Consider the following 24287-nt stretch of genomic DNA (forward strand, 5'->3'; position numbering starts at 1 on the left):
ATTATTTTGTTTTGTTTATAACTTTTAAAATTCTAATTTAAATATATTCAATACCTTTGTGATTGGAAGGCTCTTAAGGCCTTCTAAGTTATTAAAAAATATGTATAGTATGCAAAACATTCCTAGTGTTGACTTGCGTGATTTCCTTTCGGACGACCCGAAACGTAAACAAAAATTTGTAAATGAAATCGGAAGTGCATTTGAAGATATTGGCTTCGTAGCATTAAAAGGTCATTTTTTAGATGACAAATTGGTAAATGAACTGTATGGTGAAATAAGAAATTTTTTCGCTTTACCTCTAGAAACAAAACACAGCTATGAAATTCCAGGTATTGGAGGTCAGAGAGGTTATGTTTCTTTTGGAACAGAACATGCCAAAGGCAGAAAAGAAGGAGATTTGAAAGAATTTTGGCATTTTGGCCAGTATGTGAGTGAAAACTCAAAATACGCTTCAGAGTATCCTGAAAATGTTGAAGTAAAAGAATTACCTCGCTTTAATGCTGTAGGTAAGGAAGCGTACCAAATGCTTGAAAAAACAGGTGTTTATGTCTTGCGTGCTTTGGCATTGCGTTTAGGTTTAGATGAATTCCATTTTGACGATTTTGCCAAAGACGGAAATTCAATCTTGAGACCTATTCACTACCCACCTATTACTTCAGAACCTGCAAATGCGATTCGCGCTGCAGCTCATGGTGATATCAACTTGATTACCTTATTAATGGGAGCTCAAGGAAAAGGACTTCAGGTTCAAAACCACAACGGAGATTGGATTGATGCCATTGCTGAACCAGATGAGTTGGTTATTAATGTAGGTGATATGTTATCTCGTTATACGAACAACAAATTGAAGTCTACAATTCACCAAGTGGTAAACCCACCAAGAGAATTATGGGGAACTTCACGTTATTCAGTACCGTTTTTTATGCACCCTGTGAGTGATATGCCATTGAACTGTTTAGAGAACTGCGTTGATGCAGAACATCCAAAACAATTTGAAGATATTACTGCTGGTGATTATTTATACGAACGCTTAGTAGATTTAGGATTAATCAAAAAATAATTCCTAATTTTACTTCTAGTAATAAAAGACATTGAGTTTACTTAATGTCTTTTTTCTTTTTGTTCAACACTGAAATAACTGAGAACGTCAATTCAGCTTTAAAGTAATTGGAACACGGATAACACTGATTTAAACTGATTTTCGCTGATCTTAAATTATTAGAATTAAATAAAAAGGACAATGTCTCAATATTCAAAAAAGTATAAATATATATGAGTAGTATTTTACATCGAGACATAACTCAATCTATTTTAAAACACTTTTATGATGTTTACAATGAACTAGGATATGGTTTTCTTGAGAGAGTATATCAAAATGCATTATTTTATGAACTTAAGGAAAATGGCTTTAAAGTTGAAGCTCAGAAAAAAATAAAAGTTTATTATAAAGAAATTGAGGTCGGAGAATACTTTGCAGATATAATAGTAAACGATTTAATAATTTTGGAGTTGAAAGCTCAGGAGTATCTGATTGAAGCAAATGAGTTCCAATTAATAAATTATTTAAAATCTACTCATTGTGAAGTTGGTTTACTTTTGAATTTTGGAAAAAAACCTGAATTTATTAGAAAAATATATCAGAACAACAGAAAGTAAATTTATAATTAAACAATTTAAAATAGTGAGTACTCGATTTAAATCTGCGTGATCTCAGTTCTATTATGAAAAACCATATTCATATTAAACAAAGCGATAAAAGAAAGCAAAATTACAAGTAAACAATAAAAAATCCGCGATTTCTCATTTTAAATCCGCGTAATCTGCGTTCGATTAATTGACATAAAAAGCAGTATTAAAACATAAAATATGGATTTACAAGACCAATTAAAAAACCTTTTCCCAGATCATGAGCCCGCTCCAGTAGAAAAAACTGAAGAGGTTGCCCATGAATTATACGTTCAAAAAGAACCTATGATTTGCAAATTTGAAAAAAGAAAAGGCAAAGCAACAACCATCATCGAAGGTTATGAAGGAACCGACGAAGACTTTAAAATTTTGGCTAAAGAAATCAAAACAAAATTGAGCGTTGGCGGTACTTTCAAAGACGATTCCATTATCATTCAAGGAGACTACCGCGATAAAATAATGGAAATACTTAAAGTTAAAGGTTTCAAAGTAAAACGAGTGGGAGGTTAACCAATTGATAATTGAAAATGTATAATTAATAATTATTTTTTTTTCAATTGTCCATTGTCAATTATTAACTATCAATTAAAATAAAATGATACAATCATCAGAATTAATACTTAATCCAGACGGAAGTGTATACCACTTAAATCTAAAACCGGAACACGTTGCACACAATATCATCTTTGTAGGAGATCAGAATCGTGTCGAAAAAATCACCCAATTCTTTGACAGTATTGAATTTTCGACTCAAAAAAGAGAATTCAAAACCCAAACTGGAATTTTCAAAGGAAAAAGAATTACCGTAATGTCAACAGGAATTGGACCTGACAATATTGATATTGTAATCAACGAACTAGATGCGTTAGTGAATATCGACTTAGAAACTCGTCAACCAAAAGAAAAACTTACTTCCTTAAACATTATCCGTATTGGAACATCAGGCTCTTTGCACGCCGATATTCCCGTAGATAGTTTTGTGATGTCTAAATTTGGTTTAGGTCTTGACAATATGCTTCGCTCCTACTTGATTGATGCGGTTTCGAATATCGAAATGGAAGATGCTTTTGTACAGCATACCAACTGGGATTTACGCAAAGGAAAACCCTATGTGATTTCTTGCTCTGAAAAATTAGAAAAAATCATAGAAAGCGACAAAATGCATAAAGGAATTACGGCAACTGCTGGAGGATTTTATGGTCCTCAAGGACGTGTTTTACGTTTGGATATTCAGGATGAAAAACTGAATTCCAAAATGGATAATTTCAAATTTGAAGAAAACCGAATCACAAATCTAGAGATGGAAACAGCTGCTATATATGGTCTATCGGCACTTTTAGGACACAATGCCTTGTCATTGAATGCGATTATCGCCAATCGTGCTAACGGTACTTTCAGTGAAGATCCCTACAAAGCCGTGGATGAATTGATTGCTTATACCTTAGAAAAATTATCTCAACAGGAATAATGCACTTTAGGAGCTATTTCCCGCTATACGTTTCAATCTTTTTATTTTAAAGAAAAATAAAAAGGATTTTCACTGCTATCGGGGCTATAATCTGGTCACTATAAAAATTTTAAATAAAATGAAAATAGGAACTATTGAAACCGAACGATTAATTTTAAGAAAACTAATTCCTTCTGACGATGAAGGAATGTTTTTGTTAGACAGCAATCCAAATGTACACCGATACCTTGGAAACAAACCGGTCACCTCCATTGAGGAAAGCAGGGAGTACATCAATAACATTCTAATACAATATATTCAAAACGGAGTTGGCCGATTTGCAGTAATTCTCAAGGAAACTAATGAGTTTATCGGCTGGGCGGGATTGAAATTCATTACAGAACCAGTAAACGAACGTCTTAATTTTTATGACATTGGATATCGATTCATAGAAGATTATTGGGGCAAAGGATACGCACAAGAAGCGGCAAAAGCATGGCTTGACTATGGTTTTAACCAACTGAAGATTCAAAAAATATGTGCCTATGCTGATATCGAAAACAAAGGTTCTAGGAAAATATTAGAAAAAATAGGACTGCAGCATATTTCAGAGTTTGATGATGAAGGAACAACATGCGCTTGGCTAGAATTGACTAAAACAGACTACTTAAAATGAAAACAATAAAAATAGCTGGAGTACCAGAACATTTCAATTTACCTTGGCATTTAGCCATTGAAAATAAAGAATTTGAAGCTCAAAATATTGATTTAAACTGGACAGATGTTCCCGAAGGAACTGGTAAAATGTGTCAAATTCTTCGTTCTGGAGAAACTGACATAGCTGTAATCCTAACAGAGGGAATTGTTAAGGATATCGTTGCCGGAAATCAGAGTAAGATCGTCCAGGTTTATGTAGAATCTCCTTTAATATGGGGAATTCATGTTGCCGCTAATTCTAAATATAAAACAGCATCTGATTTAGAAAATACAAAAGTGGCTATCTCAAGATTGGGTTCTGGGTCACAATTAATGGCGTATGTAAATGCCGATAATCAAGGCTGGAAAACTGATGATTTGCAATTCGAAATCATAAATACAATTGATGGTGCTGTTGAAGCGCTTACAAATGGTACTGCTGATTATTTTATGTGGGAACGCTTTATGACTAAACCTTTAGTCGACAAAGGAGTTTTTAGGAGAGTTGGCGACTGCCCTACTCCTTGGCCTTGCTTTGTAATCGCCGTTCGCGATACGATTTTAGAACAACATCCTGAAGTTATTAGAACAATTCTCGAAGTAATAAACAAAAAAACGGCAACGTTTAAGGATATTCCAAATATTGATAAAACATTAGCAACAAAATTTAACCAAAAAACTGAGGATATTCAGCAATGGTTGTCACTAACGGAATGGTCACAAAAACCATTAGCTAAAGAAATGTTAAACAAAGTTCAAAATCAGTTATTTCAGCTGAAAATCATCGATAAAAAAGGTACTTTTGATGAAATTGTAAAAACAGTCTAGTTTTTACATTTTTTTGGTTTCTATGATAAACAGTAAAAAATTTTCTTTTCAAAATATAAAACAAAAACTTCAGGTTAAAAAACCCTGGGATGATGTCATTATTTTTGTCCTGAATATTTTAATAGCTGTGCCTGTTTTTATAATTGCACATCAAAATTTAATAGAACTTAATTGGTTTTTCAACATAGACAGAATCCTTCTTTTTTTACTAATAATTGTAGTTATACAGCTAATATTAAGACTGTTACGTACAGTGATAATTGTGTGCAGTATTTTATATATATTGGTTTTGTTATATGGTACTGCTTCTGGGAATTATGGGTTCAATAGCGTTTATGAAGATTATGACTCGATGATTTACACCATGTCTGATAACCCATTCCCTCAAGACATAATCATTGCAAAGCTGCTCCCTTTTCCCAATAAATCAAAGATTCTTAGTGCTATTGAGTATCAAAATCCAAAAGTTAGAAATTTTGCTATTATGGCTACTTCTAAAAATTTCAAAAACATAAAAGGATATTCTGATTATAGAACCATCATACAATGCTTTGCAGTTTTTAAAGAAATAAACAGCCGCTGGAATTATGTAAGTGATCCAAAAGATACTGATTACATTGCTTCTGCCAGTGAATCATTAGAATATTTTTCTGGGGATTGCGACGACCATTCCATATTAATGGCTGCAGCAGTTAGAGCAATTGGCGGAACTCCAAGACTAATTCACACCAAGGGACACATTTATCCCGAAATATTAATAGGATCTCTAAATGATCTGGAAACGGTGAATTATTTGATCAAAAATGTTTTGTTTATTAATGAAAGTTACAAAAAACAACTTCACTATCATATAGACGAACGTGGCCAAGTATGGCTAAACTTAGATTATACTGCAAAATATCCTGGCGGCCCTTTTATGTCAGAAGAAATTCTGGGTGCCTTAACATTGAACTAAATAATGTAATAGCTCTTTGGCGGAGGAATTGCTACTATTGTTTTATTATCTATTTCAGCTAAAGTATTTTCAATCATTTCTGACATCGCTTCTAAGGCCAAATCATTAGGTTGAGTACCAAAAGGATCTTCGAGTTCATCAGCTATCGCTTCTAAAGCGACAAAAGTGTAAGCGATAAAAACAATCACAAAAGGCGTAACCCAAACCGTTGACTCTACAAATCCAAAAGGAAGTAAAAAGCAATAAATATAAACGGTACGATGCAATAAGATGCTGTAGGTATATGGAATTGGAGTGCTTGCAATTCTTTCGCAGCCACCAATTATATCTGATATTTTATTCAAATTTGCATCAAAAGCAGCTTGAGTAATTGAATCTATTCTACCAGAAAGTTTCGCTTTATTAACCCAAACACCTAAGTCTTTCAAAATCATGATTGGTTTAAAAACCATAGGTCTAAACTTATCATCCTCTGAATTAAGTAGTAATCTTTTCAAATCACCATCGGCCTCTGTTTGCCTTAATTGGTGTTTTAAAGCATGGACTAAAGCAGTCAACAAGCTAATAAAATGAGTTCGTTCCTTGTTATAATCGCTTCCTTCAACAAGTGTATGGGCTTGTCTGGCTAAAGAACGGGTATCATTTAATAAGGCACCCCATAATTTTCTACCTTCCCAAAATCGATCATAGCTTACGGTATTCCTGAATCCTAAAAATATAGCTAATGCTATTCCAAAAAGAGTGAAAATGGCCGGATTAATATAAATATTATAACTAAGTAAATCTTCTCTAAAATAGACAACTAACAGAGAATAAATAAAAAGGATAGATAAACGTGGCAAAAGTTGCGGCAGCACAGATCCATTCCACTCAAAGAGCATTCTGAACCAATTTGTTTTTTTCTTAGTGATCATAACACAAATCTAATGCTTTATGAGGGTTTAAGAATGAAGTTTTCTTAGAAAAACAAAGTATCGTCTTTATGATTTATTTTAAACTGTATCCAACTTGAAAATCATTTTATGTAAGATTTAAAGAAAATTGTAACATCATAAGTTAATCGTAAATATTATTTTTAAATTCGCATTGTGAAAATATGGGTAACAATTTTATCGTTTATTGTGCTGTTTCTTTCAACAGTACCTTGCTCTGCTTACGCTAAACAATCAGAATGTGCAGTAGAGAAAACCTGTGAGAATGAATCTGACGATTGCGGTAATGATTGCAACGGAAAGTGTTCTCCATTTTATTCTTGTGGTAGCTGCATTGGTTTCGCAATAAACTTCAGTTTCACCCCTCTCAGTGAAAAACTAGATTTTTCTACAGATGAGATAGTACAACCATTATCATATGATAAATTTGTATATTCTTCATTCATTTGTAACATTTGGCAACCGCCTAAAATCGCTTAATATAAAACAGTTATGACTTGCTTGATTTTGATATCAGGCAAACACCTTATGTTTATTAATATTAAGAAAATTTAAATGTTTAAATATATTTTATTGATTGTGGCAATCGCAACTATTGGCACAGCACAAGCACAGAATACAATCAGAATCGTTATTAAAGATGCTGAAACAAATCAGCCCATTAATGCAGTGACGGCTAAAATTGAGCAAACTAATTTAGTATCTACATCAGATGCGAATGGTACTATTATTTTTGAAAACCTTCCAGAAGGTATTCATAATGTATCTTTCTTTATTGAAGGTTATAGCAAACACAATACATCATTTACAATCCCTTTTACTAGCGAATTTTTAGAAGTTTTATTAGAAAGTGAAGCCGAGGAAATGGATGAAATTGTCATTACTTCTACCAGAGGAACTAGAAGTATTAGTAACATTCCCACCAAAGTAGAATTTATTGCTGGAGAAGAACTGGAAGAAAAAGCTAATATGAAACCAGGTGATATCCGTATGATGCTAAATGAAAGTACAGGTATACAAACACAGCAAACATCTGCGACCTCAGGAAATTCATCTATTAGAATACAAGGTTTAGACGGAAGATACACTCAAATATTAAAAGATGGTTTTCCTGTTTTTTCTGGCGCTTCAAGCGGGCTGGGGTTACTACAAACACCACCTTTAGATTTGAAACAAGTGGAGATAATTAAAGGATCCGCATCTACCTTATATGGTGGTGGAGCAATTGCTGGTTTGGTTAATCTTATTTCTAAAACTCCTACAGAAGAAAGAGAATTACGCTTTTTATTAAATGGAACTTCCGCTCTTGGACTGGATATTAACGGGTTTTATTCACAAAGATTCAATAAAGTTGGATTGACAGTTTTCGCATCACATGATAGAAATGCTCCTTATGACCCTGCGGATATTAAGCTTACCGCTATCCCCAAGTTTGAACGTTTTAATTTTAATCCAAAATTATTTCTCTACCTTAATGAAAATACAAATCTTAATTTTGGTATAAATACGGTTTTTGAAAATAGAATTGGTGGAAACATTGATTATATCAAAGATCAAAGTAGTTATCCAAACAGTTATTTTGAAAAGAATAAAACACAAAGAATAAGCACACAGTTTACTCTTACTCATAAATTCAACGAAAAGGAATCCGTAATATTCAAAAACAGCTTTAACAATTTTAATCGTGTTGTTACTATTCCAGATTATGTTTTTGATGGTTTGCAGAACAGTACTTTTTCTGAACTTGCCTATTCTTATAATGGTGCTAGCTCTGAATGGGTTGCAGGAGCGAACTTATATACTGATAATTTTACTGAAGACGGCAACACAGCTTTTCCTTTGAGAGATTACAATCAAATAACGTACGGTACTTTTGCTCAAAATACGGTGAAAGCGAATGATTGGTTGGATATAGAAACGGGACTTAGAGGTGATTATGTTGTTGATTATGGCTTTTCTCTTTTACCAAGAGTTTCTGCTTTATTTAAAATTAACAACCAACTTACTTCTAGAGTTGGTGGTGGATTGGGTTATAAAACACCAACCATATTTACTGAGGAAAGCGAACGCATTCAATATCAAAAAGTACGTCCTATTGATAGCGATTTCAATACACTTGAAAAGAGTTATGGGGTAAATTTCGATATAAATTATAAGACTTATATTACTGAAGATCTATCTCTAACTGTGAATCAGTTATTCTTTTTTACAAATGTTGACAATCCTCTTGTTTTAACTCCTCTTTCTAATGACGACTATCAGTTCGTTAATATTGATGGTTATTTAGATACTAAAGGAACTGAAACAAATGTAAAATTAGGACATAAAGATTTCAAATTATTTCTTGGTTATACCTACACCGATGCATCGGTAAATGATTCTGGTGTAAAATCTGAAAACCCATTAACATCTAAACACCGATTAAATAATGTTTTAATGTATGAAGTGGAAGATCAATGGAAAGTAGGATTAGAAGGATATTATTACAGTCCACAAAAATTGAATGACGGCACTACAGCAAGAGAATACTGGATTTTTGGTTTAATGATCGAAAAGTTATGGGAGAATTTTTCAGTTTATTGCAATTTTGAAAACTATACAGATACTAGACAAACCAAATTTGGTAGTATATACACAGGAACACTTTCAAATCCTGTTTTCAAAGACATTTATGCGCCATTAGACGGCTTTGTAGTAAATGCAGGGATTAAAATAAAAATTTAAACATTATAAATCATTAACCCAGATATTTTTGGGATCGATCCCTGAAAAAATGATGCAGCATTAGTATAAAATAAAAAAACTCCATTATATCTAATGGAGTTTTCTGTGGGCAAATAGGAAAGCCTTTTAAAACTTAATACTTTACTTTAAAAACTATTATGTTGTAACAAATTTATTTTAAGAATTATATATTGCAGTTGAAGACTATTTTTTATCAAATCATATTTTGCAGAAAGAAATTGATTTTTTACAGAAGAATAGAGAATTGCTTCTACTCTACCGTTAGTAAACTTTGCCTGCATAGTATTAAAAGAAGCCTTAGCATAGCTTAGTCTGTCATTTAATTTTTCTTGAAGAAGCAAATAATTTTTTTTGTTTTGTTCCTCTAACACAACTTGTTTATCCAACTCTTGTTTTTCCTGATTAATAACTAGTTTTGCTTTCTCACTTTCAATTTTTGAAGCAATTATTTTTTTGTTATTTCTAAATCCATTAAAAACAGGAATCATCAACTGCATTCCTACCTCCTGATTTTTATTATCAGATAATTGAGTTGAAAAAGAATCAGAGAAATCGCTTGCTTCTTTTATATTTTTATAATAAAAGGTCGAATACCCATAATAGGCTGATAATACTGGTAAATTATTAGCTCTCTCTAAATGAATGGTTTTCAGACTATTTTGATATTGAAATTCAGCAAGTTTTTTTTTTGGATTAGAATGAGTTTTTTTAATGTTATCCACATTATTTTCATCAAAATAAATTTCTAGAATAACTGCATCCGTTTCAACATTCGAAACATTTATCAACTGAAACAATTGTGTTTTCTGTATGCCGTAGAGTTGTTGTGTTTCTAAATAGCTATTTTCCTCTTCTGAAAAGCTCAATTGCATATCGTATAAATCACTTTGGGGTTTACTTCCAATGGCAACTTCTTTAGAAATTCGGTCTAAATTAAAAGTAGCTTGTTTCAATTGTTCTTTCTGAATTTTTATTAATTCCTGCGTATAAAGCGTCTGATAATAACTTTCTAAAAGCTGCAATTTATATTCATTTTCAATGACTTCTTTTTCTGCTTTAGCAATTTCAATACTAATTTTATCTTTTTGAGCATTTGCAAAAGCACTAAAATCAATCAAATTTGTTCTTGTATTGATATAAAAATTATCATTCTGAATGTTTGAACTTACTCTTCCATTAGTTGATGGATCAATGGTAGAACCGAAACTATACTGTTGCTCTCCATATAAACTTACAGTGGGTAACATTCTATTTAAAATAGAGTTTTGTGACTTCAGAGTTTTTTTTATTTCTAACTGTCTAATTTTTATTTCAATATTATTCTGCAAAGCCGTTTCAAAGCATTTTATAAGCGACCAAGAAACTTCCTGACCGCTTGCAAAAGTACAAAATGCTAAAAATACAACTGTTAATACTCTTTTTCTATTCATATTTTAAATATTTCAAAACATCTGTTTTAGTTGCCTGATATGCTCTAGACAGCACAATGATTAGCGTTAAAACCAATAGAATTAGGAATCCAAAAATAAATGGATATACAGTGACATCGATTCTAAAGGCAAAATTTTCAAGCCATTTATTCAATAAATAATACACCGGAAATACTGCAAGTAGAAAACCGATGATGCAATACATAATGTACTGTTTTGATAATTCTTTTAACAAATTATTCGTTTCGGCACCAAGCGTTTTTCGAATAGCAATTTCTTTCATCCGACTTTGTATCGAAAAAGAAGCCAAGGCAAACAATCCGAATAGAGCGATTAAAATAACCACTACATTCAATGATGAAAATAGATTCTTTTGCTTTACATACGATTCATAGGTTCTCGCGTATTGTTTATCTACAAAATCATATTTAAAAGTATATTCATTATCTGCTTTTACCCATAACTTTTCGATATCAGCAATCGTATTTTCAATATTATCCGATTTTAGTTTTACGAAAACCTTATTGATATTTTGAGCAATATCTACCGTTTTAAGATGATAGAAATACATCCCTGACACCGCTACTTCAGGACTTAATAAATTAAAATCTTTAACAACTCCTATGATTTTTAATTTTCTTTGTTTGATAATTAGTTCTTTTCCTATAGGCTCTTTCATATTCATCAACTTTTGTGCTGTTTCATTAATCACCACAGAAGTAATAGTATCCGAAGCATATTTCTGACAAAGAGACCTTCCTTTAACTACTTCTATTTTCATCATTTCGAACATACCAAAATCAACTGCAATTGTTCGTGCTTTAAAAAGTTCATCATTATACAATACACCTCCTAAAGAATCATCTGAACCATCAAATGAAATCAATCCTGTGGAAGCTTGTTCTACCCCTTTTATTTTAGCCAGCTCTTGTTTTATTGTACTGTATTTGTTGTAAATATTTTGCCCTACGCTTTCCACTTCATAATCCGAATTAGGAAAATCCAAATTAATTTCAATCACTTGATCTCCTTTAAAACCTAAATCTTTATTGGTTAGATAATCGATTTGCTGATACACAATATAAGAACCAACAATAAAGAAAGTAGCCACTGTAAACTGGAAAATCAACATTCCGTTACGCAACCAGATTCCGTTTTTACTTCTTCCAAAATTGCCTTTCAGAACTTTTAAAGTTTCGAAATTAGCAACATAAACCGCTGGAAGTATTCCTGCCACCAAAACTGTAATACTGAAAATTAGAATTAATTGCAGATAAAACTGACTGCCAATTATTCGTAAACTCTTATTTAAAAAATCATTGTAATACGGCAAAGTCAACTCAACAATAACCAATGCTAGTAAAATCGAAAACAAACTTATTAGAGCAGTTTCAAAAATAAATTGAATAACAATAGTATTTTTTGAAGCACCCACAACTTTACGAACACCAACTTCTTTAGCACGTTTAACTGCATTAGCTGTAGCCAAATTGATATAATTTACAATCGAAAGAATGAGTATTAAAACAGATAAGCCGACCATAATCAACAAAAACTGATAATTCCCTCTGCCTTCAGGATATCCATCTGCAATAGAATGTAATCTCGCTTTTGAAAGTGGCTCTATAGCTACATTAAAATGACCTATTTTACTGGCCATTTCTTCGTAAGTAAAACCTTCTTCCTTAGCATTTCTTTTAACAAAATCAATATTGTATAAATTTCCCAAGCTCTTTCTAGTATTCTCAATTTTTGACGGATCTTTTACTTTTAAAAGTAATTTAAGGACAAAAGGAGATGTCATATTCCCACTCGTCCACTCTTTCATTTTATTCATTACAACATCTGGAGCAATTGAAGAATTCCCTGGAATATGATACACAGCGCGTACTACAAACATTTGATCCAAACATATTATTTGTTTTCCAATTGGGTTTTCATCACCAAAAACTCGTTTGGCAATAACATCTGAAATAGCAGCACTTGAATCATCTTTTAATGCCGAAACATCATCTCCCTGAATCATTTCAAATGGAAAAAGAGTAAAGAAATCAGCTTCAACATTAATAATTTTATCAACTATTTCTTTCTTGCCTTTGTAGGTAATTTTATCCTTTTGATACCAGCTGTCAGCATAAACTACATTTTCAATATTAGCATCTTTATCTAAAATAGGTTTTAGGAATAAAGCACAATCTGAAAAAACGGGCATTCCAGTTAACTGTACTAATACTTGATGTACCTTTTCCTTTTCAGGATTCCAAGCGTCATAACTTTGCTCGTCATTCCAATACAATAAGGCAAAAATCAATCCTGCAATTCCAATCGCCAATCCAAAAACATTTAAAGCCGAAAAAAGCTTGTTGTTTTTAATGTGGTATAAAAAAATATTTGTCCAATTTTTCAGCATTTTTTTTTAGGATTTATTGACTTATTAAAATATCAATATTTTGATTATTCATTTTTTCGGAAAGTATCATTCCATCTTTCATCAAAATAGTTTTTTGAGAAAAGGAGGCATCATAATCCGAATGAGTAACCATCAGAATCGTGGCTCCATTGACATGTAAGTCAGTCAAAAGCTCCATTACTTCATTGCCGTTTTTACTATCTAAATTTCCTGTAGGTTCATCAGCAAGGATAATCTTAGGATCGTTGATTAAGGCTCTGGCAACGGCGACGCGTTGTTGTTGCCCTCCGGAAAGTTGCTGTGGATAATGTTTCAATCGGTATGAAATACCTAATTTATCTGCGATTGCTATTACTTTTTTCTTTCTCTCCTCCGAAGAAACTTTATTGTAAATCAATGGCAACTCGATATTGTCATATACTGATAATTCATCAATTAAGTTGAAATTCTGAAAAATAAAACCAATATTTTCTTTTCTCGCTTTTGATTTTTCTTTTCCTTTCAAACCAATCATTTCTTGATTCAATAATTGAAAACTTCCGCTAGAGGCGCTGTCCAACAATCCTACTATATTCAACAAGGTCGACTTTCCGCATCCTGAAGGCCCCATGATCGAAACAAAATCACCTTGCTTGATACTTAACGAAATCTCGCTCAAAGCTTTAGTTTCCACTTCCTCCGTTCTGAATACTCTTGAAAGGTTTTTAATTTTTATCATAATTGTAGTTTTAAAAATTTGATGTTATTCTATGTCTAATATTTCGATTTCATTATAATCTTTATAAGAAGAAGTAATCACTTTCTCATTCGAATTCAATCCGCTCAAAACTTCGTAATATAGCGGATTTTCTCTTCCCAATTTAATAGCTCTTTTTTCTGCTTTGTTTCCCTTGACAACAAAAATCCATTTTCCATTGGTCTCTCCATAAAAACTTCCTTTTGAAAGTACTTTTGTTTTTGTTTTTTCTGACAGATTTAATTTTACCCCAAAACTCAATCCTTGTCTTAAATCTAATTTTTTAAGGGAAACAAAATCTAATTCCACTTGAAACCTCCCGTTTTTAATTTCGGGATTCAATTTAGTTATTTGGACTTCAATAATCTTATTGACAAAATCTACCGTTCCTTTCTGTCCTACAGCAATTCTAGCTAAATAAAACTCATCTAAATCTGCCACTAATTTGTATCCTTTCCTGTCATCAATAGTTCCAATACTTGTATTTTGCGCATAGGTTTTTCCGAGGATTGGTTCAAACGAAGATAGCCTTCCTGCAAGGGGCGCAGCGATTAAAAAATTTTTCTTATTCGTTCTGAGGATCCCGAGACTTTTATCCATTATGGTTATGGATTGGTTAAGTTGCTGTATTTGAATTTGATTTGCCTGTTTTTCCTTTTTAACACTTTGCTGAATAATATTCATGCGTTCCTTTTGAAAACGATAATTTTCTTTTGTTTTCTCCCATTCATTTTTAGACAGAATTTCCTCTTCAAAAAGCTTGGTATTCAAGACATATAAATTTTTAGCATCCAAATAATCATGTTCAATCGAAATCAAATCTTTCGCTAAATTCAACTCTTGGTTTCTCAGATCAAGTTTCGCTTTATTTAAATTATTGATTTGCTCTATAATAGCCGTTTCCTGCTGCATATAAGCAAGTTCTGAATTAGGATTATACAATCTTGCCAAAGGCTGCCCTTTTATAACTTTATCTCCATTTTCGACAAATATTTCCTGAACAGCTCCGCCTTCAATGATATTAATGAACATGGAGTTTAACGGAACCGCTCTTGCTTGAAAAGCCATAAAATCTTCAAAAAAATCATTTTCAACTGTCTTGATTGTAATTTCGGATGCTTTTATTGTAAGGCTTCTTTTCTTGGTTACAGAAGTAAAAATGAAAAAACCAAAAAGTAAGATAATAGGTAATGCGATTAAAAGATACTTATTTTTGTTAGTTTTACGTTTGATTATGGTGTCCATAGTTACTGATTTGATAAACCTATTGGGATTTTCATGCCAATAAATTAAATAGTGTAACCACCTTATTTTTAAGTTTTTAATTTCAATGAAATTTTAAAGATGTTCACTATTGAACAGCTTTTGTCCGAAACCGCACACTAATGAAAAAGACCAACGCCTCTATTTTAGTAATAGACGATCAAGAAGATATACTTTTCGCCTCAAAAATGCTTCTAAAAAAGTATTTTGAAAACATTTATACACTCAGTAATCCAAAAAATGTGGTTGAATTATTAGCAAATAATGATATCGATGTGGTTTTGCTCGACATGAATTACCGAATAGGATTTGAAGAAGGCAAAGAGGGTTTGTATTTATTAAATGAAATAAAAATGCTTTCGCCAAAAACAGTCGTTATTTTGATGACGGCTTTTGGTAAAGTAGAAACTGCTGTGGAAGGATTAAAATCAGGTGCTTTTGATTATATTTTAAAACCTTGGGAAAATCATAAATTACTTGAAGTTGTTAAACTAGCCGTTGATAAATCTCGAAAAGAAAAAAAGAAAAAAGTCAATATTCCTGTCTACAATGATTATTTCTTAGGTACTTCTGAAGTTATTAAAAAAGTATATTCGGTAGCTGATAAAGTAGCTAAAACAGATGCTAACGTATTAATTTTAGGAGAAAATGGAACAGGAAAATTTGTGTTAGCACACCATATTTACAGTCATTCTGAACGAAAAAACAATCCTTTTATACATGTTGATTTAGGTTCATTAAATTCTAATATTTTTGAAAGTGAATTGTTTGGCTACGCTAAAGGTGCTTTTACGGATGCCAAAATTGATACTCCAGGACGTTTTGAAATGGCTGAAAACGGAACGATTTTTTTGGATGAAATAGGGAATGTTCCTTTGCATTTGCAGTCTAAACTCTTGCAGGTAATCCAAACTAAAACCGTAACCCGATTGGGAGAATCGAAAGCGAGAGCTTTGAATGTGCGTATTATTTCAGCCACCAACTTAGATTTGAAACAAGAAGTCGCCGACAAAAACTTTAGGGAGGATTTGTATTATCGAATCAACACCATGGAAATTGTATTACCTCCATTGAGAGATCGCGATGAAGATAAAATTCCGTTAGCCGAATATCTTTTGCAAAAAATGATAGTCAAATATGGTAGAGACGAAATCACTTTTGACGAAAAAGTATTAGAACAATTTGAAAAACATGCTTGGAATGGGAACATTCGGGAAATGGAAAACAGGATAGAACGTGCTGTGATTCTTTGTGAAAACAATCATATTAATCCTTCTGACTTAGATTTAGAAGAAATTACAAAATACAAAGAAAACCCAGAAGACATTCAACTTTCGTCAATCGAAAAAACAACTGTTGAAAAGGCACTTTTAAAAAACAACAATAATATTACTAAAACGGCGGATGAATTGGGTTTATCAAGGGCTTCATTGTATCGTCGCTTAGAAAAACACAACATTACTCCCAATTAAGATGTTTAAAGCCTTAAAAATATACCAACTTTTATTTCTTCGCATATTACTTATTCTTGTGAATGCGGGAATTTTAATTTGGCTACTTCAAAATGAATTGATTTTTACAACTGTATTTGCATTTCTTATAATCCTACTTCTAGTTATAGAAATTTATTTTTATCTCAAAAAAGCATTTTTAATTTACGACAGAACCATTACCTCTATTTTGCAAAATGATTTCACCTCTGATTTTTCAAAGCATAAGTTATATAAAAACTATTCCAACTTATTCAAATTGTATGAAAATCTTAAAAACAAACAAAACGAAGAGGTTTCAAAAGACATTATTTACCGTTCTATTTTAAACAATATTGAAACAGGAATTATAATTCTTCAAAAAGAAGAGAATGATTGGAACATTTTTTTAATGAATGATTATTTTTCCAAACATTTTGATGTTCCAAAAGTGAGTAAATGGAAATATCTGAAAAATCAATTACACTCCTTATGTGCAATTATTGAAGAAGAAAAATTTCAAGAAATCAAAACTTCATTAGAAATTCGTGTGAACCATCAAGATACACAAACTTTTGTTTTACAAACTTCTAGAAGTCAAGTTTACAATCAGGATTTTTTTATTATTGTGCTCGATTCAATTCAAAATGTTGTGGAGAAAAAAGAAAAGGAAGCTTGGGGTAATTTAATGAAAGTTATTTCACATGAGCTTTTAAATTCGATTACTCCCATTCGGTCACTTTCTCAGAATTTACAGGATTTAGTTCAACAGGAAACTATTTCTCAAGAAGACCGCGATGATATGAAAAACAGTGTCGCTACAATGTTGCGTAGAAGCGATCATTTACAGCAATTCATAGAAAGCTACCGTAAATTAGCCATGTTACCATCTCCCAAAAAAGAAAAAGTAACACTTCAAAAACTACTTAAAGGGAGTTTAGATATTATGTCTCCATTGTTTAAAGAAGAAAACATAGAAGTCACGAATACGATCTCTATGAATAATTGGCTAAATATTGATTCGCAACAAATGGAACAAGTCTTAATCAACTTGCTGACAAATTGCATTTATGCGTTGAATGATACGGAGCAAAAAAAAGTATTTATTTCGGCGGAGGCCAAAGAAAATAGAACATTTATTACTATTGCAGATAATGGAAAAGGAATTGAAACCGAAATTGAAAATAAAATATTCCTGCCGTTTTTCACTACTCGTAAAGAAGGTGCCGGAATTGGATTAACTCTATCCAAAAGTATTATTGAGTCTCATGGTGGCTATCTTGTATACAGAAAAGAGGCTGAAAAAACTTCGTTTGTAATTTGTCTGCTCACTGATTAAGGATCTATTCCAAATATTTCTAGAAAAATCTAAAGCAAAAAAAAACTCCTCAATTTCTTGAGAAGTTTTGTGGGCGATGAGGGGTTCGAACCCCCGACCCCCTCGGTGTAAACGAGGTGCTCTGAACCAGCTGAGCTAATCGCCCTATTTCAACAATTAAAGATGTTTTGTTATCCCTTATTGCTGGTGCAAATATACACCTAGAATTGGTATTTACAAGAATAATTTAAAAAAAAATCAATAAAAAATCACTGCTAAATCCTTTCATACTCTGTTACAACGGATTAATCCTTTTTTATAGGAATACTATTTTTTTGTAATGAATCCCTATAGTATTACATTTGCGATATAAACAAGATATAATGGCAAGGTTCAAAGAAAATGATTTACCAAAATCAAAAATTACAGCAACTTCACTCAGTAAAGCAACGCTAATATTTCAATATGCGGGGAATCACCGTTGGAAATTTTATGTAGGCCTATTATTCTTATTGCTTACTGGTGCAACTGCTTTAGCATTTCCTAAATTAATGGGAATGTTAATTGACTGTGTTAAGAATAAAGATAACGGCCAAGCCAACAATATTGCCTTATTATTGATTGGTATACTTTTTATGCAATCGATTTTTTCGTTTTTTAGGCTATCCTTATTTATCAATTTCACCGAACATACTTTAGCTAACCTTAGACTATCATTATACAGTAATCTGGTTAAGCTTCCTATGACTTTCTTTTCGCAAAAACGCGTTGGTGAATTAAACAGTAGAATTAGCTCAGATATTACCCAAATACAAGATACTTTAACATCCACGATCGCAGAGTTCTTAAGACAATTTATCTTAATTATTGGTGGAGTTGCCCTATTAGCCACTGAGAGTATCAAACTAACATTATTAATGTTATCAGTTGTTCCTTTAGTTGCTGTGGCTGCTGTTATTTTTGGCCGATTCATTCGAAAATATTCGAAAAATGTTCAGGATCAGGTTGCCGAAAGTCAGGTAATTGTTGAAGAAACTATGCAAGGAATCAGTATTGTTAAGGCTTTCGCCAATGAATGGTACGAAATCGCCCGTTATGATGGAAAAATAAAAGAAGTGGTTAAAATTGCTATTAAAGGAGGAAAATATAGAGGGTACTTTGCTTCCTTTATCATTTTCTGTCTTTTTGGAGCCATTGTTGCCGTAGTTTGGTTTGGTGTTCGATTAAGCATTAGTGGCGAAATGAGCGTGGGACAATTAATCTCGTTTGTCCTTTACTCTACTTTTGTAGGAGCCTCATTTGGTGGAATCGCTGAATTGTATGCCCAAATCCAAAAAGCTATTGGAGCAACCGAACGTGTTTTTGAATTATTGGACGAAACTCCTGAAAAGATCAAATCAGAACAGAACACAGCACCAATTGAAAAGATAAAAGGAAATGTAACTTTCAAAAATGTAGCTTTCAGCTATCCTTCCAGAAAAGAGATAAAAGTATTGAAAGACGTGAATTTTACGGCAAACTTTGGTCAAAAAATAGCGATTGTAGGCCCTAGTGGAACAGGAAAGTCAACTGTTGCTTCCCTTCTACTTCGTTTTTATGATATTGATAGTGGAGAAATCTTGGTCGACGGAAAAAATATTTATGATTTTGACTTGGAAACCCTCAGAGGAAATATGAGTATTGTTCCCCAAGATGTGATTTTATTTGGTGGAACTATCAAGGAAAATATTGCTTACGGAAAACCCGATGCAACTGAAGAAGAGATTCTTCTAGCTGCAAAACAAGCTAATGCCTTTAATTTCATCGAAGGTTTCCCAGAAAAATTCGAAACCATTGTTGGAGAAAGAGGAATCAAGCTTTCCGGAGGACAAAGACAACGTATCGCCATAGCTCGTGCGCTTTTAAAAAACCCGAGTATTTTAATTCTTGATGAGGCAACGTCATCATTAGACAGCGAAAGTGAAAAATTAGTTCAGGAAGCTTTAGAAATTCTAATGGAAGGAAGAACGAGTATCATCATCGCACACCGTTTATCTACTATTCGTAGTGCAGATCAAATTTTAGTACTTGATAATGGTGTCATTTCTGAACAAGGAACACATCAAGAATTAATAATCTTAGAGAACGGGATTTATAAAAACTTAAGTAATCTACAGTTTAGTAACTCTTAAACTTTAGAATAAATATCCCACAAAAAAACTCCAATTAGTATAATTGGAGTTTTTTTTTATTTAAAATTGAAGTAAGTCTTTTCTAAAAAATACTTAATCTATTCTATTTTCCTTTTCTTCTTTTTCTTTCTGCTTTTATCAAAGATAATTCTCTGCTGGTTTGCCCAGCTACTGAGGTGTTTTCTTCGGCACGACGTATTAAGTAAGGCATAACATCTTTTACAGGACCAAAAGGTAAATATTTAGCAACATTATAACCTTGTTCTGCTAAGTTGTAACTAATATTGTCACTCATTCCGTATAATTGACCAAACCAAATTCTGCTATCATTTGTTTTGATTCCTCTTTCTTTCATCAAGTTCATCAAGAAATAAGTGCTTTCTTCATTATGCGTTCCCGCAAAAATTGACATACTGTCTAAATGATCTACCATATAGCTAACTGCAGCATCATAATTAATATCCGTAGCTTCTTTTGTAGAGCAAATTGGTGACGGATATCCTTTTTCCTCAGCACGTACATTCTCCTTTTCCATGTAAGCTCCGCGAACTATTTTTATTCCTATAAAAAAACCTTCGTTTTTAGCTTGCGTGTGTAAATTTCTTAAATAATCTAACCTATCCCAACGGTACATTTGAAGGGTGTTGTAAACAATAGTCTTTTCTTTATTGTATTTACGCATCATTTCAGTCACTACTTCATCAGCTGCATCTTGCATCCAGCTTTCCTCAGCATCGATTAGTAAGCCCACATCTTTTTTATGTCCTTCGCTACACACTAAATCAAAACGAGCTACTACTCTATCCCATTCGGCTTGTTCCTTTGGACTTAGCGCTTGTTTCTCTCCTACTTTTTGATACAATTCAAAACGGCCAAGACCTGTAGGTTTAAAAACTGCAAATGGAATTGCCTGACGTTCTTTGGCAAAATCAATTGTTTTTAAAGTCATTCTCAAAGCAGCATCAAATTGATCTTCTTCTTCTTTTCCTTCAACTGAATAATCCAATACAGATGAAACCCCTTTGGTATACATTTTATCAACAACAGAAAGACAATCATCTTCATTTACACCTCCACAAAAATGGTCAAAAACGGTGGCACGAATTAAACCTTCAACAGGTAGATTTACATTCAATGCAAAATTAGTAACTGCTGCTCCAATTCTTACTAAGGGTTGGTTTGCAATCATTTTAAAAAGAAAATAAGCTCTATCAAGTTCTGTATCGCTTTTTAATGAAAAGGCAACTTGTGTATTATTGAATAATTTTTCCATCTATTGTGATATTTTTGGACAAATATAGAGAGACTTTTCAATATTATTTAGCAAAAATTACCTTATTTTGCGCATTCAATTAATCTACAATGATGCAATCAATACAAGCCAGTAATTATCCGATTCATTTTAATGAAAAAGGATATGAAGCCCTAAACCTTCATTTAAAAGAAAATAAGTATTCTAATTTATTTATTATAGTAGACAGCAATACAAATGAGTTTTGTTTGCCCAAATTTCTACCCTTTATAGAAACCGATTTGACCATTGAAATAATCGAATTTGAAAATGGAGAAGAGAATAAAAACATTGAAACATGCGTCCAAATTTGGAATGTTTTAACCGAGCTTGGCGCTGACAGGAAGACTTTAATAATCAATCTTGGAGGTGGAGTTGTTACTGATTTAGGCGGCTTTGTATCTTCTACTTTCAAACGCGGAGTTGATTTTATTCATATTCCTACTACCCTACTTTCCATGGTAGATGCTTCTGTAGGAGGAAAAAACGGTGTCGATTTAGGTAATTTAAAAAACCAAATTGGAGTTATTAATACTCCAACCATGGTACTGATTGATACTGAATACCTTGAGACGCTACCACAAAACGAAATGCGCTCTGGATTGGCAGAAATGCTAAAACACGGCTTAATATATGACAAGGTATATTGGGAACAATTTCTGGATCTTAAAGCCATCGACTTTGTTGATTTAGATGAACTTATTCATAGATCTGTAGTTATAAAAAATGAGATCGTTTCGCAAGACCCTACAGAAAAACACATTCGAAAATCATTGAACTTTGGCCATACATTAGGGCATGCCATTGAAAGTTACTTTTTAGAAAATGAAAATAAGACTACATTATTACATGGTGAGGCGATTGCTGTGGGGATGATTTTAGAAAGTTACATTTCATTAGACAAAAAACTAATAAACGCTGATGAATACAACCTTATTAAGACCACAATAAAGTCTATCTTTGAAGATGTCACAATTTTAGATAACGACATTCAACCAATCTTAGAATTGCTAATCCATGACAAAAAAAATGAGTATGGAACAATTCAGTTTGCCTTGATAGAAGGCATTGGTCAAATCAAAATAAATCAATCTGTTGAAAATGAATTAATTCTTAGAGCATTTAATGATTATAAATCATAATTATTTTTTAGCCAAAAGGATTGGATTACGTATAAATTATTTTTTACATTTGCCCCAATGAAAAACAGTCGAAACCAAAGAAATTACAGCTCGCATGAGAATAGAAACAATAGATCTTTAAAGAGGATCTTGAAACGTTTCTATTCAATTAAGGAGAACTTCAGTTTTGACTTATCTCAATATCTAAAAGTGGATCACGAAAAGCTACAGATAATATATGCAAATATTAGGGTTTGAATTTTAGCTTATTTTATTTCAATTTAATTAATATAAAACACTAAAAGCTAAATGAATACTAAATATACAGACTTAATAAATCAAACATACTATTTTCCACAAGAGGAATTTAAATTAAATAAAGACAACCTTCAGTTTCATAATATTGATTTAATGAAATTGGTAGAACAATATGGTACTCCTTTAAAGTTTACCTACTTACCTCAAATTTCCAATAATATTAACAAAGCCAAAAGCTGGTTTCGTAAATCAATGGAAAAAAACAAATATGAGGCGAAATACTATTACTGTTACTGTACTAAAAGTTCTCACTTTGAATTTATTATGAACGAAGCGTTCAAGAACAATATTCATGTTGAAACTTCATCTGCTTTTGATATCAACATTGTTGAAAATTTAATGGCTAATGGTAAAATCAATAAAAGTACGTTTGTAATTTGTAATGGATTCAAAAGAGATCAATACATTGAAAACATTGCCCGCTTAATCAATAACGGACATAAAAATACCATTCCAATTATTGACAACTATGAAGAACTAGATTTACTTCAAGCTGAAATCAAAGGGAAATTTAAAATTGGTATTCGTATTGCTGCAGAAGAAGAACCAAAATTTGAGTTCTATACTTCTAGACTAGGAATCGGGTACAAAAACATTGTTAGTTTTTACAAAAAACAGATTCAGGAAAACGATAAGTTGGAGCTGAAAATGTTGCACTTTTTCATCAATACTGGTATCAATGATACTGCTTACTATTGGAATGAATTAGTGAAATGTATAAAAGTATACATAGCGCTTAAGAAAGAGTGTCCAACATTAGATGGTTTAAATATTGGTGGTGGATTCCCAATCAAGAATTCATTGGCCTTTGAATATGATTACCAATATATGATTGATGAAATTATCAATCAAATAAAGATTGCTTGTGACGAAGCTGAAGTAGAAGTTCCTAATATTTTTACTGAGTTTGGTTCGTTCACAGTAGGTGAAAGTGGCGGAGCCATCTATCAAATTTTGTATCAAAAACAACAAAATGACAGGGAAAAGTGGAATATGATTGACTCATCATTCATTACTACTCTACCAGATACTTGGGCAATCAACAAACGTTTTATCATGTTGGCAATAAATCGTTGGAACGAAACCTACGAGAGAGTATTACTTGGTGGTTTGACCTGTGACAGTGATGACTACTACAACTCTGAGCAAAATATGAACGCCATTTATTTACCAAAATACAACAAGGAAAAACCATTGTATATTGGATTTTTCAATACGGGTGCATATCAGGAAACAATAGGCGGATATGGAGGTTTACACCACTGCTTAATTCCACAACCCAAACACATTTTGATTGATCGAGATGAGAATGGAATAATTGCTACCGAAGTCTTTTCAGAACAACAAACTTCTGAAGATGTATTAAAAATTTTAGGTTACAATCAAAAATAAATATTAAACACACAATTAGTCAACTTAAAAATTCATTATATTTGAATCTATTCAATTAATTGATTTTTAAATCTTTAAA

Annotated in this window: 20 protein-coding genes and 1 tRNA gene; 14 read left to right on the forward strand and 7 right to left on the reverse strand. The window is 32.2% G+C overall.

The window, feature by feature from the left end; genetic code table 11:
• Positions 1-109: 109 nt before the first annotated feature.
• From BLV91_RS14695 to BLV91_RS14725, 7 genes are all read left to right on the forward strand, one after another.
• Positions 110-1060, forward strand: coding sequence for an isopenicillin N synthase family dioxygenase (locus BLV91_RS14695; RefSeq protein ID WP_091434708.1), 951 nt, complete (start codon positions 110-112; stop codon positions 1058-1060).
• Between the two features lie 212 nt (positions 1061-1272).
• Complete coding sequence (locus BLV91_RS14700) at positions 1273-1656, forward strand: GxxExxY protein (protein WP_091434625.1); 384 nt, start codon at positions 1273-1275, stop codon at positions 1654-1656.
• Positions 1657-1866: 210 nt separating this feature from the next.
• Positions 1867-2196: a translation initiation factor gene (locus BLV91_RS14705; RefSeq protein ID WP_091434627.1), complete on the forward strand. Its 330-nt coding sequence runs from the start codon at positions 1867-1869 to the stop codon at positions 2194-2196.
• 85 nt (positions 2197-2281) lie between these two features.
• Positions 2282-3154, forward strand: a complete 873-nt coding sequence (locus tag BLV91_RS14710) for a nucleoside phosphorylase (protein ID WP_091434629.1) — start codon at positions 2282-2284, stop codon at positions 3152-3154.
• A gap of 118 nt (positions 3155-3272) precedes the next feature.
• Complete coding sequence (locus BLV91_RS14715) at positions 3273-3809, forward strand: GNAT family N-acetyltransferase (protein WP_091434632.1); 537 nt, start codon at positions 3273-3275, stop codon at positions 3807-3809.
• Positions 3806-4657 carry a substrate-binding domain-containing protein gene (locus tag BLV91_RS14720; RefSeq protein WP_091434634.1) on the forward strand — a complete coding sequence of 284 codons (852 nt, stop codon included), beginning with the start codon at positions 3806-3808 and terminating at the stop codon, positions 4655-4657. Before BLV91_RS14715 ends, BLV91_RS14720 begins: the two co-directional genes overlap by 4 nt.
• 22 nt (positions 4658-4679) lie before the next feature.
• Complete coding sequence (locus BLV91_RS14725) at positions 4680-5612, forward strand: transglutaminase domain-containing protein (RefSeq protein WP_091434635.1); 933 nt, start codon at positions 4680-4682, stop codon at positions 5610-5612.
• On the opposite strand, the gene BLV91_RS14730 is transcribed toward BLV91_RS14725, so the two are convergent.
• The gene (locus BLV91_RS14730; RefSeq protein WP_091434638.1) at positions 5609-6526 is read right to left on the reverse strand and encodes a bestrophin family protein; all 918 of its coding nucleotides are present in this window, start codon (positions 6524-6526) and stop codon (positions 5609-5611) included. The two genes, BLV91_RS14725 and BLV91_RS14730, sit on opposite strands and share 4 nt — an antisense overlap.
• Before the next feature lie 174 nt (positions 6527-6700).
• On the opposite strand from BLV91_RS14730, the gene BLV91_RS17305 reads away from it, so the two are divergent.
• Together BLV91_RS17305 and BLV91_RS14740 are read left to right on the forward strand one after the other, a co-directional pair.
• Positions 6701-7024 carry a DUF6660 family protein gene (locus BLV91_RS17305; RefSeq protein WP_091434640.1) on the forward strand — a complete coding sequence of 108 codons (324 nt, stop codon included), beginning with the start codon at positions 6701-6703 and terminating at the stop codon, positions 7022-7024.
• A 75-nt stretch (positions 7025-7099) separates the two neighbouring features.
• Complete coding sequence (locus tag BLV91_RS14740) at positions 7100-9268, forward strand: TonB-dependent receptor (RefSeq protein ID WP_091434642.1); 2169 nt, start codon at positions 7100-7102, stop codon at positions 9266-9268.
• Positions 9269-9414: 146 nt separating this feature from the next.
• Here BLV91_RS14740 and BLV91_RS14745 read toward each other — a convergent pair whose 3' ends face one another.
• Genes BLV91_RS14745 through BLV91_RS14760 form a run of 4 tightly spaced genes read right to left on the reverse strand, consistent with a single transcriptional unit; the run spans position 9415 to position 15110 of the window.
• Positions 9415-10719 (reverse strand): TolC family protein, encoded by a 1305-nt coding sequence (locus BLV91_RS14745; RefSeq protein ID WP_091434645.1) that lies wholly within the window; start codon positions 10717-10719, stop codon positions 9415-9417.
• Complete coding sequence (locus BLV91_RS14750) at positions 10712-13129, reverse strand: ABC transporter permease (protein ID WP_091434646.1); 2418 nt, start codon at positions 13127-13129, stop codon at positions 10712-10714. Before BLV91_RS14750 ends, BLV91_RS14745 begins: the two co-directional genes overlap by 8 nt.
• Positions 13130-13142: 13 nt before the next feature.
• Entirely contained in the window at positions 13143-13847 is a 705-nt protein-coding gene (locus BLV91_RS14755) for an ABC transporter ATP-binding protein (protein ID WP_091434648.1), read from the reverse strand.
• 24 nt (positions 13848-13871) lie between these two features.
• Positions 13872-15110 (reverse strand): efflux RND transporter periplasmic adaptor subunit, encoded by a 1239-nt coding sequence (locus tag BLV91_RS14760; protein ID WP_091434649.1) that lies wholly within the window; start codon positions 15108-15110, stop codon positions 13872-13874.
• 140 nt (positions 15111-15250) lie between these two features.
• Here BLV91_RS14760 and BLV91_RS14765 point away from each other — a divergent pair, with 140 nt between their 5' ends.
• Both BLV91_RS14765 and BLV91_RS14770 read left to right on the forward strand, forming a co-directional pair.
• Complete coding sequence (locus tag BLV91_RS14765; RefSeq protein WP_091434651.1) at positions 15251-16600, forward strand: sigma-54-dependent transcriptional regulator; 1350 nt, start codon at positions 15251-15253, stop codon at positions 16598-16600.
• A 1-nt stretch (position 16601) separates the two neighbouring features.
• The gene (locus BLV91_RS14770) at positions 16602-17936 is read left to right on the forward strand and encodes a sensor histidine kinase (protein WP_091434653.1); all 1335 of its coding nucleotides are present in this window, start codon (positions 16602-16604) and stop codon (positions 17934-17936) included.
• A gap of 70 nt (positions 17937-18006) precedes the next feature.
• On the opposite strand, the gene BLV91_RS14775 is transcribed toward BLV91_RS14770, so the two are convergent.
• Positions 18007-18081 (reverse strand) — tRNA-Val (locus BLV91_RS14775).
• Positions 18082-18298: 217 nt separating this feature from the next.
• Between BLV91_RS14775 and BLV91_RS14780 the strand changes: the two genes are divergently transcribed.
• Entirely contained in the window at positions 18299-20086 is a 1788-nt protein-coding gene (locus BLV91_RS14780) for an ABC transporter ATP-binding protein (RefSeq protein ID WP_091434654.1), read from the forward strand.
• A 103-nt stretch (positions 20087-20189) separates the two neighbouring features.
• Here BLV91_RS14780 and BLV91_RS14785 read toward each other — a convergent pair whose 3' ends face one another.
• Positions 20190-21359 (reverse strand): proline dehydrogenase family protein, encoded by a 1170-nt coding sequence (locus BLV91_RS14785; protein ID WP_091434656.1) that lies wholly within the window; start codon positions 21357-21359, stop codon positions 20190-20192.
• A 92-nt stretch (positions 21360-21451) separates the two neighbouring features.
• Here BLV91_RS14785 and aroB point away from each other — a divergent pair, with 92 nt between their 5' ends.
• Both aroB and BLV91_RS14795 read left to right on the forward strand, forming a co-directional pair.
• Positions 21452-22519: a 3-dehydroquinate synthase gene (gene aroB / locus BLV91_RS14790; protein WP_091434709.1), complete on the forward strand. Its 1068-nt coding sequence runs from the start codon at positions 21452-21454 to the stop codon at positions 22517-22519.
• Between the two features lie 288 nt (positions 22520-22807).
• Positions 22808-24208, forward strand: a complete 1401-nt coding sequence (locus tag BLV91_RS14795) for a type III PLP-dependent enzyme domain-containing protein (RefSeq protein WP_091434658.1) — start codon at positions 22808-22810, stop codon at positions 24206-24208.
• Positions 24209-24287: the final 79 nt, after the last annotated feature.

The sequence above is a fragment of the Flavobacterium degerlachei genome (assembly GCF_900106645.1).
Classification (GTDB): Bacteria; Bacteroidota; Bacteroidia; order Flavobacteriales; family Flavobacteriaceae; genus Flavobacterium; species Flavobacterium degerlachei.